This window comes from Candidatus Puniceispirillum marinum IMCC1322, assembly GCF_000024465.1.
In the GTDB taxonomy this organism is placed as follows: Bacteria; Pseudomonadota; Alphaproteobacteria; order Puniceispirillales; family Puniceispirillaceae; genus Puniceispirillum; species Puniceispirillum marinum.
Map to the genome: position 1 here is coordinate 607557 of NC_014010.1, position 17568 is coordinate 625124.

At 47.7% G+C, this 17568-nt stretch carries 17 protein-coding genes and 1 riboswitch; of the genes, 7 read left to right on the forward strand and 10 right to left on the reverse strand.

Translation table 11 applies throughout. The annotated features are described in order from the left end of the window. Positions 1 to 47: 47 nt before the first annotated feature. From SAR116_RS02955 to SAR116_RS02970, 4 genes are all read right to left on the reverse strand, one after another. On the reverse strand, positions 48 to 680 hold the full coding sequence (locus SAR116_RS02955) for a HupE/UreJ family protein (RefSeq protein ID WP_013045445.1): 633 nt from the start codon (positions 678 to 680) through the stop codon (positions 48 to 50). A gap of 97 nt (positions 681 to 777) precedes the next feature. Beyond that, positions 778 to 1006: riboswitch (cobalamin riboswitch) on the reverse strand. Between the two features lie 49 nt (positions 1007 to 1055). Continuing rightward, on the reverse strand, positions 1056 to 2039 hold the full coding sequence (locus SAR116_RS02960) for a threonine-phosphate decarboxylase (protein ID WP_013045446.1): 984 nt from the start codon (positions 2037 to 2039) through the stop codon (positions 1056 to 1058). Then, a complete protein-coding gene (locus tag SAR116_RS02965) occupies positions 2032 to 3087 on the reverse strand; it encodes an asparaginase (RefSeq protein ID WP_013045447.1) in 1056 nt (351 codons plus the stop codon). Before SAR116_RS02965 ends, SAR116_RS02960 begins: the two co-directional genes overlap by 8 nt. Before the next feature lie 30 nt (positions 3088 to 3117). Then, a complete protein-coding gene (locus SAR116_RS02970) occupies positions 3118 to 6195 on the reverse strand; it encodes an aminotransferase class III-fold pyridoxal phosphate-dependent enzyme (protein WP_013045448.1) in 3078 nt (1025 codons plus the stop codon). Positions 6196 to 6320: 125 nt separating this feature from the next. Here SAR116_RS02970 and SAR116_RS02975 point away from each other — a divergent pair, with 125 nt between their 5' ends. After that, positions 6321 to 7070, forward strand: a complete 750-nt coding sequence (locus SAR116_RS02975) for an SDR family NAD(P)-dependent oxidoreductase (RefSeq protein WP_041860731.1) — start codon at positions 6321 to 6323, stop codon at positions 7068 to 7070. Continuing rightward, on the forward strand, positions 7067 to 7513 hold the full coding sequence (locus SAR116_RS02980) for a nuclear transport factor 2 family protein (protein ID WP_013045450.1): 447 nt from the start codon (positions 7067 to 7069) through the stop codon (positions 7511 to 7513). Before SAR116_RS02975 ends, SAR116_RS02980 begins: the two co-directional genes overlap by 4 nt. Here SAR116_RS02980 and SAR116_RS02985 read toward each other — a convergent pair. From SAR116_RS02985 to SAR116_RS03000, 4 genes are read right to left on the reverse strand one after another with little or no spacing between them, the layout of a single operon-like run. After that, on the reverse strand, positions 7497 to 7952 hold the full coding sequence (locus SAR116_RS02985) for a DUF3833 family protein (RefSeq protein WP_013045451.1): 456 nt from the start codon (positions 7950 to 7952) through the stop codon (positions 7497 to 7499). The two genes, SAR116_RS02980 and SAR116_RS02985, sit on opposite strands and share 17 nt — an antisense overlap. A 36-nt stretch (positions 7953 to 7988) precedes the next feature. Further along, a complete protein-coding gene (locus SAR116_RS02990; RefSeq protein WP_013045452.1) occupies positions 7989 to 9179 on the reverse strand; it encodes an SAM-dependent methyltransferase in 1191 nt (396 codons plus the stop codon). Between the two features lie 13 nt (positions 9180 to 9192). Further along, positions 9193 to 9978 carry a DUF1365 domain-containing protein gene (locus tag SAR116_RS13170; protein ID WP_013045453.1) on the reverse strand — a complete coding sequence of 262 codons (786 nt, stop codon included), beginning with the start codon at positions 9976 to 9978 and terminating at the stop codon, positions 9193 to 9195. Continuing rightward, positions 9978 to 11297, reverse strand: coding sequence for an NAD(P)/FAD-dependent oxidoreductase (locus SAR116_RS03000; RefSeq protein ID WP_013045454.1), 1320 nt, complete (start codon positions 11295 to 11297; stop codon positions 9978 to 9980). Before SAR116_RS03000 ends, SAR116_RS13170 begins: the two co-directional genes overlap by 1 nt. 187 nt (positions 11298 to 11484) lie before the next feature. On the opposite strand from SAR116_RS03000, the gene SAR116_RS03005 reads away from it, so the two are divergent. From SAR116_RS03005 to SAR116_RS03020, 4 genes are read left to right on the forward strand one after another with little or no spacing between them, the layout of a single operon-like run. Beyond that, the gene (locus SAR116_RS03005) at positions 11485 to 12483 is read left to right on the forward strand and encodes an aldose epimerase family protein (RefSeq protein ID WP_013045455.1); all 999 of its coding nucleotides are present in this window, start codon (positions 11485 to 11487) and stop codon (positions 12481 to 12483) included. Between the two features lie 13 nt (positions 12484 to 12496). Then, positions 12497 to 13540 carry an aldo/keto reductase gene (locus SAR116_RS03010; protein WP_013045456.1) on the forward strand — a complete coding sequence of 348 codons (1044 nt, stop codon included), beginning with the start codon at positions 12497 to 12499 and terminating at the stop codon, positions 13538 to 13540. A 28-nt stretch (positions 13541 to 13568) separates the two neighbouring features. Next, positions 13569 to 14003 carry an HIT domain-containing protein gene (locus tag SAR116_RS03015; RefSeq protein ID WP_049757476.1) on the forward strand — a complete coding sequence of 145 codons (435 nt, stop codon included), beginning with the start codon at positions 13569 to 13571 and terminating at the stop codon, positions 14001 to 14003. Then, a complete protein-coding gene (locus tag SAR116_RS03020) occupies positions 14003 to 14344 on the forward strand; it encodes a DUF952 domain-containing protein (RefSeq protein ID WP_013045458.1) in 342 nt (113 codons plus the stop codon). The genes SAR116_RS03015 and SAR116_RS03020 overlap by 1 nt, the downstream gene beginning before the upstream one ends. Here the strand turns inward: SAR116_RS03020 and mhpA are convergent. Next, complete coding sequence (mhpA, locus tag SAR116_RS03025; RefSeq protein WP_190275465.1) at positions 14341 to 15870, reverse strand: bifunctional 3-(3-hydroxy-phenyl)propionate/3-hydroxycinnamic acid hydroxylase MhpA; 1530 nt, start codon at positions 15868 to 15870, stop codon at positions 14341 to 14343. The two genes, SAR116_RS03020 and mhpA, sit on opposite strands and share 4 nt — an antisense overlap. After that, a complete protein-coding gene (locus SAR116_RS03030) occupies positions 15863 to 16843 on the reverse strand; it encodes a VOC family protein (protein WP_013045460.1) in 981 nt (326 codons plus the stop codon). Before SAR116_RS03030 ends, mhpA begins: the two co-directional genes overlap by 8 nt. 140 nt (positions 16844 to 16983) lie before the next feature. Between SAR116_RS03030 and SAR116_RS03035 the strand changes: the two genes are divergently transcribed. Further along, a complete protein-coding gene (locus tag SAR116_RS03035) occupies positions 16984 to 17505 on the forward strand; it encodes a DUF2244 domain-containing protein (protein WP_041860732.1) in 522 nt (173 codons plus the stop codon). Positions 17506 to 17568: the final 63 nt, after the last annotated feature.

Genomic DNA, 17568 nt, shown 5'->3' on the forward strand with positions numbered 1-17568 from the left:
TAAAAGGCAGAACTGCGTTCTGCCTTTTAACGCATTACGTTAGTATATTACATTGCCGGAAAAACCAGCCCTTCGACTAGTTCGACCATATAGGCAACGCCTACACCAGCCATTAATGCACCTGCCAAACGTGGCTGAAGTGATGCGGCTGAGGTCGCTTTCCACATATTGACAGCAACATAACCTGCCAACAGGGCAATCGCCATCTGCACAAGGCCAAAGCCAGCAAGATAAGCAATGATCGGGGTCGCTTCGGCACCAACAACTGCGGCACCATATGCCCAGCCATGAAACAGACCAATGACCGTCGCACCTGCTGTCATTGGAACGATTGATGTAAGCTTGCCGCGCATGGCAATGACACCCGCAACAATGACGGATGCTGTAATCACAAGCTCGGCAAATGGAAGTGCAATTGCTGAGATGGTCATCATAGTTCCGGCCATAGTACCCAGCACGAAGCCAGCAGGCATGATGGCACGCTGTTTATGAAAGGCTGCGATAAGTCCAATCGCCACGACGAAAGCAAAATGGTCAAATCCAATGACCGGATGCCCTACACCTGATAAAAAACCATGAAGCAACGTTTGTGGCACTTCACCACCAAGCGGGTGATGCGCAAAAGCATTCGTTAGGGTTATAGATGAAAACGCGACTGCTAAAGCAAGAATTCTATGCATTTAGGTACTCCCAAAATTAAGCCCTCAGGCTGTTGCGGGGTACATTGATGACGGCGTTCAAAAATTGGACGACATCTTCACGGCACTCCCCGACCGTTTGAATCCGTATTTCAAGGCAGGTCTCCTGGCTTATGGCCATTTGTTCTCCGGCCTTCCCAGTGCTTTCAAGGGTTAACCTTGGCAGACACCAGTGGCATTTCGAAGAACGACCAGTTCACAGTCGCGGGGACGGCTATGGAGTCGGATGGCTTGTTTCATCCTTAACCATATTCCCTCTTTAAGGCATGATGCTTGGCATCAAAGCCACCTCTAATACTGATTAAAGTGTTCTCACAATACGATGATAGAAGTCAACCAATTGCGTCATCGTTTAGCCTAACTTCGCCAGATTTGAATTGAATTATGCAACCTATCCATTTCAGTGCTGTCGCGCAGCAACCCAAAACGCATCAAGTCCGGCCATTCACGGTATATGCGCGTCCAGATTCCTGTCTTTGCCAGATGCTCATGCAATGACAGCGCATCGGCATCACGGATCGTTTGAAACAGAAATGTACCGCCGATAATGCTTAGATTCGCATTGGTCAGAATTTTGGCCAGTTCAGCGGCCTGTTGTTCCAAAACATCTTTGTGATTTTTGATCCAGTCATCATCCTGTAATGCTAAGGTTCCTGCCATTAAAGCCACATTATTCACGGCCCATGGACCCAGCATGCCACGCATAGCATCGCTGTAGGTTGGTGATGTCATGGCAAAACCCAGCCGCACGCCTGCCAAACCAAAAAACTTTCCAAATGACCGTAAGTGAATGACGCAGGAATAGTCCGATAAATCAGCAAAAAGTTCTGCCCCTTCAGCATTATCCAAAAAGGCACCATCAATAATCAGCAGACCGCCCTTGCGTTCAATTTTCGACGCCAAAGCATTCAAATCTGTATATCTGTCACCTGTGGGGTTATTTGGAAAAACAACGACCGCGTGATCAGCTTCATCCGGCATCACATCACCATCAACAATATTATGACCGGCGTCTGCCCAGCAATGGGCATGCTCATTGTAAGTGGGCTGACGAATCCAGACAGTTCCGACGTTCACAAGCCGCGGAATAATTTGCAAGAATGCCTGTGTGCCAGCCCCTGCCATAACAGTTAGCCGATCAGGTACCTTGTAGGCATGGCGCGCGGCCTGAACGCAGGCCGTGAGCGAGGCTGCAGTTGGTAATGCTTGCAATGCGTCAACGGTAATCGGCGATAAGGGATAGATAAACGGGCTTATACCTGTTGAAAGATCAAGCATATCATCCGGTGCAAAGCCATATCGGGCTGCGGCAACGTCAATATTTCCACCATGCTCACGCATATGAAGCCTTTATACCCCCATCGAAGGTGATGTCACCAATCTCATCGCCTTCCCAATTTCGAAGAACAGGTCTGAAAAAGGCATCAAGCGAGGCTGGAATATCATACCCAATCGCATGTAAAACTGCGCCAAGCGCGACTTCGGTAGCGCGTGTTTGCCCATCACGACATTTTATCATCACCCCCAAACCCAGTTCATGAAGGGCTGCGGCATATACGCCCTCGGCACCAGTCTTTCCGGTGATGCGGGTACCAAAGGCGGCAGCAAGTGCGCTACATAGACGCCTGTCCCCCGCCAGCAAGAGTGGTGCGGATGCAATGCCGCGGATAATGCGCATGCAAGCCTCAGCCCTGTGCGTTGGCAATTGATCATGATCGGCAAACAAAGCAAAAGCCCGGGCCCAATTGCCCAATGGGGCACTGACCGCTGGCGCGCCGCACCCGTCAAATCCATGTGCATAACTCAATATATCAACGCCTGTCATGGCATCCAAAACACCAATAATCGATTGTTGAACCGGATGTGTTATGTCCGCATAGCCGTCGTAGGTCACACCCATCAGCTTTGCTAGTATCAGCATCCCACTATGTTTGCCGCTACAGTTGTTATGAATGCGTTCAAGCGCTTTTAGATTTTGCACCTGTTCAACCATAGCATTACGTTCAATCGACCAATGCGCACCACAGACAAGACAGCTTGGTGCCAGATCAAATTTTTGAAGCAATTGCGAGACCGCCGCACTATGTATTGGCTGACCATTATGGCTGGCGCAGATGATCGACCAGTCCGTATCATCAATAGCTGGAACCATCTGGCCTAGCGCATATTTTTCGGCCAAAGCTATCGCTTGAAGCGGCTTCATTGCCGAGCGTGGGAAAATAGGTCGTTCGACATCACCCAGGCCGACAATCACCTTGCCATCGGCGTCGCACACGGCAATGTCAACCGCATGATAACTCTCTAATGAGTGATTACGATTTACCTTTACAATGAGCGGCTCATCGCTGTGTAGAGGCAAACTCTGACGAGGTGTAATAATCTGGGTCATTGGGCACCTATATCATGATCATGTGTCAGCCTAAACATCATTTATGATTTGTGCTTCATGTAAAACGCTATCTAGTCGCGTCAATAAAAGGTCTGCATCTTTGTGATCAATTGTCAAAGGGGGACGAATTTTCAGCACATTATCCCATGGCCCATCTGTGCCGATAAGAATACGATGCGCGCGTAGCCGGTTTGAAACATATCCTGCCAGATGCGTTGCTGGTGTCTTGATAGCAGGATCAGTAACCAGCTCTATACCAGTAAACAACCCCATGCCACGAACATCGCCTACAATCTGATATTTATCCTGTAATATGCGATAACCATCTAGCAAGTGATGCCCAATTGTCTCGGCATTTTTCTGCAAATCTTCGTCATCGATAATGTCCAGCACCTCTGCCCCTATCAGACAAGCCAGCGTAGTGCCACCGAATGTCGAGAAAAACTCCATTCCGTTAACGAATGAGTCAGCGATAGCTTTGGTGGTTGCAACAACACCAATAGGGTGACCATTACCAATAGGTTTTCCAAGCACAACCATGTCAGGGCTGGCATCTTGCTGTTCAAACCCCCAATAGACACTGCCGAGCCGCCCTAACCCGGTTTGCACTTCATCAGCAATACAGACACCTCCTGCCTTGCGCACGCGTGCATACACCTCTTTCAAATAGCCTTCTGGCGGGATGATCTGTCCCCCAACACTGGGAAAACTCTCGGCGATAAATCCTGCAAGACCTGCGCCCTTTTTATCAATCGCCGCTATAGAATCATCAACGCTGGCCGCATATTTGGCACCTGCGCACGGATCATCATATCCGAACTTGCCACGATAGGGGTCAGCCACCTCGACCACTTCAACCCAGTCAGGTGCCCCCTCGCCCCCCGGCCCATTAAATTTATAAGGACTTATATCAATCGTTCCGGTGGTATGACCATGATAGCCATGATCCTGAACGATCATATGTTTCTGGCCTGTATGCGCACGCGCAAGCCGGAGTGCCAATTCATTAGCTTCTGACCCCGATGTCAGGAAATAGAAATGATCGAGATGATCTGGCAAGCGTGCCCGCAAGCTATCAGCAAATTTAATCTGTGCCGGATGCAGATAACGCGTATTCGTATTTATCATTTGCAACTGGCGCGCGGCAATCGCCTGTAAACGTGGGTGCGCATGCCCCACATGCGGTACATTGTTATAGGCATCAAGATAAGTGCGGCCATATTGGTCATAAAGATAATTGCGCCAGCCGCGTAACAACATGACTGGTGCTTTATATGATAATTTCAGATTGGCGCCAAAGCGCTCGCCTCGTGCTACCTGCGCATTATCGGTGCTGGCAATATCATAAAGCATACGCGCTTCATCCAGCCCCAGCAAAGCCGCCGGATTGGGATATAAGGCAGCGTAAAATGCTACATCATCCGGATCAGCAACACCAGGCCAGTCATCACCATGCAATATCAGACTTATACCAAGCTGAAAATGAAGATGCGGTTGCCAGCCACCATTAACCGCAACTGATCCAAGGGTGGCAAATTTTGTGCCTTTGTTTATAGTTTGACCGGGAGTTAGCGTGGCTATTGAATGTGGATCAAGATGGCCATAAAGGGTGTAAAAATCGTCACCATGTGCGGTCTTGTGAGCAAGTACAACGACGCCGCCATAATCAAGACGTTGCGCGCGATCAACCGCACTCACAACAATCGCATCATAAGGGGCAAATACAGCCTGATCATCCGGCGCAAACACGTCTATGCCCAGATGCATGGTTCGCCGCCCGTCAACGGAATGCGCTGCGGTTAGAAACGCCGCCTCGGTGTAAACCAATCTGGGCTCAAGGTAATGGCCGACTAGCGCCTTGGGCGCATCATCATCTGGCATTTCTATAAGTCGGGTAGCTTCTGCGCTGGTCAGATTAGTGGGATTCTGAGGTATAACCGTATCACCTACAGCGCATGAACAAAGTGGCATATTGGCAAGATCAAACCCAAATACAGGTGCAAAATCAGCTTTATTGCTGTTGATCCATTCTAGGGTTTGCTTGGAAAACGGCGTAATATCCAACCCGCATGCTAGCCGCAAACGCGCTGTCACTTCGTCATTTTCGATATGCTGGAATTTATGCAAGAAAGAACGGATCGGTGCCTGTGATACCATTACATAAGGATCATCAGGGCGCTCTTTAGCCATCACGCCAGCATTCACCATGCTTACGGCAAACCGTGTCAACACCAAAGGATAGATCAGCGCTATATCATCAGATGTCAACGGATAAGCCCGGTGGTAGCCAGCAACAACTGCGGATAATTTTTCAAGTGGGCGCGGATCATCAAGAATAATATAAGCTGCTAGAATGGCTAAATCGCAAACCGCAGGTGCCATGATCATATCACCAAAATCAACGATACCTGTTAATGTCGGGGTTGGTATCATTCCAGCAGAATCCATACCGGGCGTTACCAGCAGGTTATAATCATTGGGATCATTGTGGATCGCTGTTTTTGGTCGCTTTGCCAGCGCGGCGCTGATATACGCGCGGTAATCATCAATAATCGTACCAACGATCTGACGGTCATCTGGATCACCCAGCACCGACATATGGTCATAGATCCAGTCAGCACGGGTTAAATCCCACTTCATTTCGCGGGATAATTCAGCATGCGAAAAATCTGCAAGTGCAGCCGTCACCCGACCACACTTATAGCCAATATCATCAAGCAATAGACTATTATGCGGGCGAATGTCGGCAAGTGGTTGGCCTTGCAAACTCGTCATCATCCAGATCAAGCGCGCAATTCCATTAGTATCAACCGCCTTGTGATAGGATCGTCCATCACTTGTCGATATGATTCGAGGCACAGGCACATCAGGGATAATCTTGGCGATATGAGTCAACGCCGCAATCTGCATATCAATATGCGCTAATGAACAATCGGGGGGTGCGATTTTGGCAACAGCGATAATCTTACCCTGATCATAAATACCAATATTGGTGTCATATTCGCCATTTAATCCTAGCACTTCACCCGACATGCCAAACTCAGATGCGAATATTTGTTTCCAATGGGCTGTATCAGATGGTGATAATATGGGTGTTTTGGCAGACATCAAAGTTCACTCACTTCAAAAAAAGGGATATGCCAACAGGTATTTTGACAGCAGAACACATACATCATACAACAGGATTATCGACCTGCCGATCATTTCGCACCAATTTACAGTGGAAATATGTCATGCGCCATTATTTCATCACCGGAGTCAGCTCAGGCATAGGGGCTGCGTTAGTATCCGCCTTGAGCCCACACGCAAAAATCACAGGCGTTGCACGGCGTCGGGATCGGCTTGACGCGCTGGCAAAAGAAAATGACAATTTTCATCCTATCGCCGCCGATGTTACCGACCCAAAAGCGATGCAGTCCGCGGTCAATGATGCGATAAAGACCTCTGGTTCGATTGATGTGGCGATCCTCAATGCTGGTATCTATACCCCGCAAGATGGAAGCAAAATAGAGCCAGCCGTTTTTCAACAGCATATGGATGTAAATTATATGGGCGTTATTAATGCGCTAGCGCCAATAGTTGCTGATATGACTGACAAAAAACAAGGGCATATAGCCATTACGTCATCAGTTGCTGGATGGCGAGGTCTTCCTAAATCAGCCGCTTATGGCCCCACGAAAGCCGCACTTATTTCCCTAGCTGAGTCGCTTTATTTTGACCTCTTTCCCAAGGGTATAAAGCTGCAAGTCATCTGCCCCGGTTTTGTTGAAAGCGAAGCCACAGCCATCAATGATTTTGAGATGCCTGATTTGCTAACAAGCAAACAAGCAGCAACGCATATTCTCAACGGGCTGGAGGGTGACGATTTCATCGTTGATTTTCCAAAATCATTTACCCGCAAAATGAAATTTCTGAAATATCTGCCTGACCGGCTATTTTTCAAATTTGTTGCGCGGCAAACCGGATACAAAAAACAGTCATGAAAGCCAAACAGCGCACTGATATCATTCAAGCCTATGTCGCCGCCTTTACCAATCTTCGCAGTGACAATATCGACACGCTTTTATCGCTGGTTGATAATGATGTCCGCTTTAGCGATCCATTCAATGATGTTCAGTCTAAAGACAGTTTTTGCGCCATCTTTGAACATATGTTCAAAACCTGTGATAAGCCGCGTTTTTCCGTAACAGATATCGCTTATTCGGATCAGCTGGCATATCTACGCTGGGAGATGACCGCCAGGCTGAAAAGCTGGCCTAAATCAGACCTGTTCCTATCAGGTATGAGCGAAATTCATATCGGCGAGGATGGATTAATAACCGCGCATGTCGATCATTGGGACAGTGCCAGTCAACTTCTGGCAAAGTTACCTGTGATTAAAACCCTGATGCGTCCAATATTGCGGCTTTTCAGGATACCGGTCTGAAAGTGATTAACACTTCACCAAGCAGAATGCCCCATTTCGAGACTTTTGCGCGATTGACCATAACCGACCCATCCTGTAACGCCATGACATCGTCAAACAGAACCGTGACTTTGCGGCCAAACATCGGCAGATTGAATTTGTAGTGCCAGCTCAAAACATTATCAGTCAACCGACCCGTCGCATGCCCCAGAACATCAGCACATTCACCGCGATAAAGGCCGTCACCACATGCGGTCACTATCCATTGGCGGGTTTCTAACGCACCATCATCATAGACAAAATATTCATCAAGAATAAAGCCATCATCCGTGCGGCGGCCGTCAATAGTGACGCGAAACTGTCGTTGAACAGTACCAAAACGATCAATGAACATGCCAAAAGCAGCTAACTGCCTGTCAAAATAGTCTTCGGGCAAAAATGTAGGTATATCGATACTCATACCTGATCCTGTATTTTCATTTATGTGTTTTAGTCATTAGCGATGCATCAACAACATCTGTTTCACATCAATCATGCCCGCGCGGAATCCGCCCTCACAATAGGCCAGATAAAGTTCCCACATACGCTTGAAACGCTCGTCGAATTTATCCTCAGCCATGGCTGGCCAGGCCAGATTGAACCGTTCGCGCCATTCTGCCAAAGTGCGGGCATAATGCTGGGCATAGCCATTTTCTTCAACCAGCTGCAAACCCGCGTCATTCAATGGTTTATCAAGCATTGGTAATGAGGGTAGCATGCCACCAGGGAAGATATAGCGTTGGATAAAATCAGGCTGGCTTTTGTAAGCATGAAAAGATTTATGGTCGATGGTGATGGACTGAATTGCCGCTCGCCCGCCTTTTTTCAACAATTTCGAAACCGCATCAAAATAGGTAGGCCAGTACGCCTCGCCAACAGCTTCAAACATTTCAATCGAAACAATTTTATCAAATTTTCCCGTGAGATCACGGTAATCAACAAGTTGAAAATCTGCTTTACCACCCAGACCTGCCGCATCAATACTTTGCGTAGCAAATTCAAATTGCTCTTTTGAGATTGTTATGCCTGTAACGCGTGCCCCAACCGTTGAGATGACATATTTGGCGAAACCACCCCAGCCACAGCCAATCTCCAGAACATGATCGTCAGGTTGAATGTCGGCCATTTCGACAAGTTTTTGATATTTATTGATCTGCGCCTTCGTCAGATCATCAGCATCATCTTCAAAAACCGCAGATGAATAAGTCATCGTGGGATCAAGCCAATGTGCATAAAAATCATTACCTAGATCATAATGATGTGAAATATTTTTAGCCGAGCCACTTTTACTATTTCTGCGCCCAAGATGAAATGCCCGTAGAGCCCATTTCCTGATGAAATTTGGTTTTAATTGCACATCCATGTCTTCATCATGATACACGGCAAGTTCAATCAATGCTGGCAATGCGGTACTGCTCGCATCGCCATCCATGATAGCTTCGCAAAACCCCATCTTCCCATCGCGCATAATGCGCGATAAAGCAACGCGCGTGTGCAGACGAAGATCAGCATCAGGGCCAGCCTTTGCAGATTTGAAATTATGTATTTGACCATCCGGTAGCGTCAATTTCAGACTTCCACATTCGATTCGACCGAGAATGGCAAGAAACAGTTGAACCTGTTTTTTGTACATGAATTCGGAAAACATAAATTAAAACTCCTTAACTTTTTCCGATATCTTTGGCTGGTGACCATTTGCCTGGGGGATCAGGTCTTGAGAAGAAAGGTACTTTTTTTAACCATAGTTTAAAGGCTTCAACATGTATCGATAGAAGCGGGCGAAGCGGCCATTGTCCAGTCGAAAACAGCCCGCTGAGTATTGTTTTATTGGATAAGTCACACATTTCACCACGAAGGGTAGCTGTCAGGGCAACTTTATCATCTTGCATGTAACGCATCAGTAGCCGCATTCGATCACCAAGGACGCGTATTTTGAGCCTATAATGTCCACTATTAGCAAAAAAGGGCGAAACATGCAGGCGTTTTTCCGCCACCATTATTGTGCGACTGCTAGTCACCTTACCAATATAGGAATGTATATCACCAAAAGTGTTCCGCACTTCATAAATATGGACACGCTCGGCACCTGACTTATCGCATAGGACATAGACTGACACCGGATTGAATACAAGGCCAAATATGCGAGGGAATGTAAGCAAATAAACAGATTTCATGTCTTCGCCAGGGCAAAGTTCGATGGCTCTGGCACGCGCATATTCTGACAACTTCACCAATGATTCCTTGGACTTGAAATTAACACCATGATCCCGCTGGTGAAATGATAATAGATTAAATTTATCAACGCTGAACAAAGCTGACATCCGGTTAATTCGTTCGAGTTGATCAAGGTCAAGCCATAGAGATAACCCTTTACGGCTCAAGAAATGGGATGTTTTGCCGTGCCGTGTATGGTCAATTTGCGAAATGACAAGACGGCAGGCTGACATCAAGCACCAACCTGAGACGCCATGTCGGCGGGGACAGTAAAAGGGGCAACATCACTATCCCATGGGATTGACGCACCTAGCGTTTTGGCGATGGCCACTGCTGATTTCAATCCGTCTTCATGAAATCCATATCCAGTCCAGGCACCAGCAAAAAACAGATTATTTATGCCCTGAATACCCGCCAGCGCTGGTTGCGCCTTAATCGCAGCATGATCAAACACCGGATGATGATAGATAAATTCCCCATGAACAAGGTCAGGATCCGGCTCAATATGCGGGTTTAGTGTCTCATATAGGGGGTATTTCATATCGATCGATTGCAAACGGTTCATCCAATAAGTCAAACATAGATTATCCGGACTTTCTGTTCCAGACCCGTCTTTGGACACAATATAGTTCCAAGCAGCCCAGACCGCTTTACGGCGCGGCATCAGACGCGCATCTGAGTGAAGCACTGCACGATTAGGCTGAAACTGAAAGGCGGATAAAATATCACGCTCATCGGCAGTCGGATCAGCAATCAAAGCAAGCGACTCATCAGCATGTGCTGCCATAATGACCTTGTCGAACCAGAGATCACCTTGCCCCTTTATCGAGAGCATAACTCCGCCATTAGCGCGCCGAAGTGATGTTATGTTGACATCACAATGCACCTTGTCGCCCAGTACTTTGCGTATTCTGGTGACATATTCACGAGACCCTCCTAGCACTGTACGCCATTGAGGGCGATCAACAAAATTAAGCAACTTATGGTTTTCCATAAACCGCATGAACGCACGAACAGGAAAGGCATTCATCATATTTGACGTACATGACCAGATCGCCGCCCCCATCGGCAACAAATGATCCGTTACAAAAGCCTCACCGTAATTCTGACGTTCGATAAAGGCACCTAGCGTTTCATCTTCAGGCCCACTATAGGCATCGCGTGGCGCCGTGCGATAAAAGCGCACGAGGTCAGTCAGCATTGACCAATAGCGTGGGCGCAACAGATTAGAAGGCTGTGCCAGCAACCCTTTGATTGAGCCTTCATATTCAGATTGACCATTTGCGAGCGAAACAGCAAACGACATATCCGTATTTTGCGTGGGCACGTCAAGAACAGAAAAAAGATTGATAAGATTAGGATAATTCAACGGATTATAAACGATAAAACCCGTATCAACGGGAACCTTTACACCATTAAAATCAGCATCAACGGTATGACTGTGACCGCCTAGACGCGTTGCCTTTTCAAAGACGTGAACATCGGCATGATCCTTTAGAAGATATGCTGAGCCTAACCCAGAAATACCTGACCCAACAACGGCAATCCGCATTCAAAAAACCTCGTTTCATATCTGATATGGCGCCTAAAATCTGACCTTATCAGGTGGTTACTTAACTGATTATTAACATATATACATAAACATGATATCTAATTCTATCAATGTGACAGCGTTATAGTTGCAATACTTTACACGGCGCGCATTAATATATTGGTTTTGTAAGGGCTTTTGTAAATCAATGATCAGATCTATCGGTATTTCCCGTCAAAATTGTGAAGTTCAAGCGATTGATATATGGCGAGACGGGCTTTCGGCAACGATTCTGACATGGGGCGCAGTGGTTCAGGATTTACGCCTATTGGGCCATGACGCGCCTTTGGTGTTGGGGTTTCGCAAGTTCAAACATTATCCTCGTTATTCGCCGTATTATGGAGCCATAGCTGGACGCGTTGCCAATCGCATTGCTAACGGACATGGAAAAATTGGTGATCTGAGCTTTCACAGCGATACCAATTTTCTGGGCAAGCATAGTCTTCATGGCGGCAAAGATGGCTTTGGCACCCGTGACTGGGACATTCGCGATCATGGACATGATTTTGTTGAACTGGGCTTGCGTGATCCCGACGGCATGATGGGCTTTCCTGGCGCACTTGACGTCACCTGCCGTTATGAAATTCAGCCTGGCAATGAGCTGGTCGTAACGCTTGATGCAAAAACCGACGCGCCCACCTTTTGTAATCTGGCACATCATAGTTATTTCTGTCTTGATGATACCGGAGACATTCGCGGGCATGAATTACAAATTCATGCTGACGCCTATTTACCTTGTGACGCGGAATTTATTCCGACAGGTGAAATACGTGATGTCACCGACACCAGTTATGATTTTCGCACGGTACGACTGATTGGCGCTTGTGATCCTTGCGCCTATGATGTCAATTACTGCCTTGGCACCAGCAAGGTGCCGATCCGACCCGTAGCCACTGTGAAAAGCCCGCATTCGGGTATTATGATGCAGGTGGCTAGCACTGAGCCCGGACTTCAGCTATACACTGGACATAAGCTCGGCCCGCCGGTTCCCGGATTGAACGGTCGGCTGAATGGCCCCTATTCGGGGCTTTGTCTTGAACCGCAATTATGGCCGGATGCGCCAAACCACCCCCATTTTCCGTCAATTTCACTTTATCCCGATACTCATTATCACCAGAAAAGTAGTTTCACTTTCGCTGTTACTTAAGAGAGGAATAACAATGCGCTATAAAAAGCTTGGATCGTCTGATTTGAATGTCAGCATGATTTGCCTTGGATCAATGACTTGGGGCACTCAAAATACGGTTGCCGAAGGCGCAGCACAAATTGACATGGCACTCGACCATGGGGTCAATATTATTGATACCGCAGAAATGTATCCAACGACGCCGCTATCCAAGGAAACTCAGGGCGACACAGAGCGCGTTATTGGTGCATGGGTAAAGGCAAGCGGCAGACGCAAGGATGTGATGCTGGCAACTAAAGTTGCTGGCCAAGGTTATGCTAATGTGCGTGATGGTGCCGCTATTTCGCCCAAAACAATAAAACTTGCTGTTGAGGCGTCGCTGACATCAATGGCAACCGACTATATTGATTTATACCAGCTTCATTGGCCAAATCGCGGATCATATATGTTCCGTCAGAACTGGACATATGACCCCACGCATCAGAATAAAGAAGAAACGCTTGCGCATATGTATGAGGTTTTGCTGACCTTACAGGAACTCAAAAACGAGGGTAAAGTCCGTGAATTCGGATTGTCGAACGAAAGTGCATGGGGCACCAGCCAATGGGTTCGTATGGCCGAACAGCACGACCTGCCCCGTATGGTAGCCATCCAGAACGAATATAGTCTGCTATGCCGGCTGTTTGATACAGACCTGTCTGAAACAGTTCATAATGAAGATATTGGTTTGCTGGCATTTTCGCCTTTGGCCGCGGGGCTTCTTTCGGGCAAATATGCGCCCGATGTAACGCCAGCTGGTTCACGCCGATCACTTAATGAAAGTCTGGGGGGGCGTATCAATGAACATTTATGGCCTGCGATTGATAGCTATCGTGACATAGCTAACCGCCATGGGCTTGACCTCTGCCAGATGGCAATTGCCTGGACTTTGACACGTCCTTTCATGGCCTCATCGATTATTGGTGCTACCAGCATGAACCAGTTAGACACCATTCTAGGCGCTGCCGATCTGGCGCTGTCTGATGAGGTCATGGCTGAAATTCAGGCTACTTTCCGCACACATCCAATGCCCTATTAAGCCAATAGCTTGTCAAGATTGCAAAACCATGCCCTTTAGCCTCGATAAACAACTTGAAGCCGATAGCCTGTTTGTCACAAGTTATGATGACATTCAGATAAGGGTCATGAATGATGCGCGTTATGTCTGGGTTTTGTTGGTGCCGGAAATTGCCGATATGACGGAATTACATGATCTATCACCAGATAAACAACAAATTTTGTTGCAGCTGGCGGCATCAATAGGCGCAGGGATAAAAACCACGCCAATGCCAAACTTGCCAGCGATCACCAAAATCAATACGGCACTTATCGGTAATATTGTCAGCCAGCTTCATCTGCATATTGTTGGGCGGCATCCAGATGACGCGGCATGGCCAGCACCCGTATGGGGCATGGGTAGCGCTATCAAGCTTGACGAAAATGCCACCAATCACCGGCGGCAACTAATTCATAAAATCATGGATGCGTTTCAGGAAAATTGATGAATTATATATATAAAATATGCCCTGCTGATATCTGGGCCAAGGCCGAAGAAAATGGTGTGTTTTCTGGCGCTGGCATTGATTTAACAGATGGGTTTATTCATTTCTCGACGCAAGCACAAACTGCCGAAACTCTGCGGCTTCACTTTGCTGGTATTGCTGGTTTGAGGCTTATTCAGATCGATGCTGATGCGATTGATATTATTTGGGAAGAATCAAGAGGTGGTCAGCTTTTTCCACATCTCTATGAAACGTTACCCCTAACCAAGGTTGTTGCTGTTTTCGATCTGCCATTAGATGATGATGGGGTGCATATTCTTCCCGACATGCTTGGTGCCTAAGCTGGTATAGTGGCCACCGCAGACGATAGAGATTTGATATCTTCAACAACAGCATGAATATAACGATCTGGCCGCATAATCACAGCCAAAGCCCCCAGATCATCAAGCATCTTTGACAGCGCTGGCTCATGCGCGTCACTAACCACACATATATCATCGCGCAAAAGTGCCGGTGCATGGACATCCCTGCTGACAATACCCCATCGCAAACCAATAAAGTCGTCTAACAAACGACCATCAGCCATGAGTGGTTGCGGCGCGCGATAGCCCCGCAATGGATTCGTTGCATCGCCAATACCCGCACCAAGCCGTGGCGCGATTGATTGCATTTTTGCATTGCCTGCGACCTGTCCGTCATCTGCTTGAGGTTGGGGTGAGGATAAGGCAGTGCGCAACCCATCAGCTGTTTCACAACTATTCAATAAATTGCCAAGATATGTTGCCATTTCGATATAAGCGCGCGCATGTGGTGCCCGTTCGCTATCATAGCTATCGAGTATCGAAAATGCACCGCCGCGTAATATATGCGCCAGCTTCCAAGCCAAATTGGCAACGTCACGAATGCCGATACACATGCCTTGCCCCATAAATGGCGGCGTCAGATGCGCGGCATCACCAGCAATCATCACGCGGCCGCGACGCCAATAGCGCGCCAGTTTTGACTGAAACGTATAAACAGCACGCCGCTCAATCGATATATCGTCAGCTGTCACACGCGGCGCCAGAAATGACCAGACAAATTCATCCGAACGGACATAATCGTCGGTTTCGTCATCTTTCAGGCTAACCTCCCACCGCCGCCAGTTTCCAGGTTGGCGCGCATAGGTGCTAGGGCGATCAGGATCGCATGTCTGAATGGTGAAATCACCAAGATCAGGACGCGGCCTTTTTAACAGCCCATCAAGCACTAACCAGCGTTCCTCAAACCCCAGATCATGCATTTCATCATCACGGTTAATGCGCGTTATATCATCGCTGGATACAATATCCTTTGACGCGCATATATAATGCCTGACGAGCGAACGTGCGCCATCACAACCAATTACAAATCGCGCCTTTGCCTGCGCTGTCGTACCGTCATCATCAAAAGTGATCAAAGCGTGATTTTCGGTCTGGCTGACCGATGTCAACGTCGCACACCAGCGCATATCAACAGAACTAAACCGCGTCATACCTTGATGTAGTATGGCTTCAATATCTGGCTGATGAAACCGATAGCTTGGATACCACCCATAAGGGCCAATCGATTGTGGCCTGGACCAATCAACCAGCATATTCTGTTCTTTATCAACAAAATGCATGCCTGCATTGATACGCACTTTATCATTTATCGCATCGGCAAGCCCGATAGCCTGAAACACACGCATGACTTCATCATCAAGATGCACCGCACGCGGCAAAGGATAAGCCGAAGCTGCACGTTCCAAAACCAGAACACGGAACCCGTAAAGCCCCAGAAAATTGGCAAGACTGGCGCCAGATGGCCCACATCCAACGATTGCCACATCATACATGCCTTTAATCACGCAAAGTTCCTTTAAGTTGGTCATATAACCAAGGACAGTCAGCTATTCCAGGTGCGCGCATGCCGTTGCGTGCTATTTTCAGACGCAATTCACGCATTTCTGTTCGGGGCGCTTCGGGTAGATGCAGACGTTCATGCCCCCAGAAGCTTGGACCGGCAAAGGTTTCTTGCGGCTCCCAGGTAGCTGGATCAATCACCCGTCCACCCCAGCCATTCTCTATAAAAAAATCTGATGGAGTGTGGGCATAAAACGACGTCATATAGTCATTCGTATGCCGACCAAGCGTATAGGCAATAGCGTTATCTTCAAGCTGAGCCAAATCATAACCTTGCCCCACATCGTCAAGATTTTCATATTCAATCATGAAATGATGAAACCCAGTCCGGCCAGTGCCAATCATTGCAAAGCTGTGATGCCGCCCGTTTACATGGAAGAAGAACAAAGGAATGGGTGACAAGGCATAGTCAGATACGTTGAATTCGAGAACATCACGGTAAAATGGCATTAGCGCATGTGCATCTTTAACATGAAGCACCGCATGCCCCATGCCATAGGCACCGGTTTTAAAACCTTCGATCGGACGACCCGAGACGAATGGATCCGTTGTGGTTTCCGGGGCGTGAAACAATTCGACACGATTCCCGTCAGGATCGTCAAAGTAAATCATATTATCGACAAAACGCTGATCACATAGGGCACGGGACGCTGGCAAGACAGGTATGTCTGCCGCATCAACTCTTGCCGCATAGCGTTCAAGGTCTGCAACAGATGCAACCTGCCAGCCCATGAAAGCAAGATCAGAACCAGGCTCGTTGGCAACAACAAATCTTTGACGCCAGTCATCCATACGGAAAGATAGGCTACCCGCACTCCGATCACAGGCGTGCATGCCTAGCCTGCGAGTTGCAAAACTGGACCATTCATCCAATTTGTCACTGCGCACACCAAGATACCCAAGCGCTATAATTGACATAAAAACTCCACCGAAAAGCCCTTTCTGGAATAGTAACCTATGCTTAGCTAAGAGCAAGACAGAACCACACAAACTATCTATATGTATCATGCGTCAGAACGCCACTTGACCATAACGTTACTTAAATTCATTTTATAAACATGATTACGAATTCATCATCACATAAGTCCGCAGAAGCTGAGCGTTTGACGATCTGGCCGCATAGATCATTATCGCCAAAGGGTTTTGGCATTGTAATGGCGGCAATTGGATCACTGGCCTTTATTATTGGTTTTGGGTTCTTTATGGCAGGTGCATGGCCTGTAATAGGGTTTCTGGGGCTGGAAATATTGATTGTGTGGGGTGCCTTCAAACTGAATTATCGCGCCGCACGCCGCCGTGAAACCCTGAAAACGGAGGCAGATGATCTGATCATCCAGCGAACCGACCCAAATGGCAAGATTGACATAGAAACGCTATCTACTGCCTGGTTACGCGTCCAGATAACCCCGTCGATTGCCCCAACGACTGCCCAGCGTTATCGCCAGCGTGTTATCCTGACAAGTCATGGTAAAAGCACCGAAATTGGGAGTTTTCTGCATCCAGCCGAGAAAAAGCATCTCGCCAATGAACTTACAAGCATGATTGGCAGGGCAAGAGAGCGTCAGCTTCACGGCGACTAGGCTTATCACCCGTATCAATCAGACATTCCGATTTTATTCTGTTATTTTCGGCGCCAGATGATA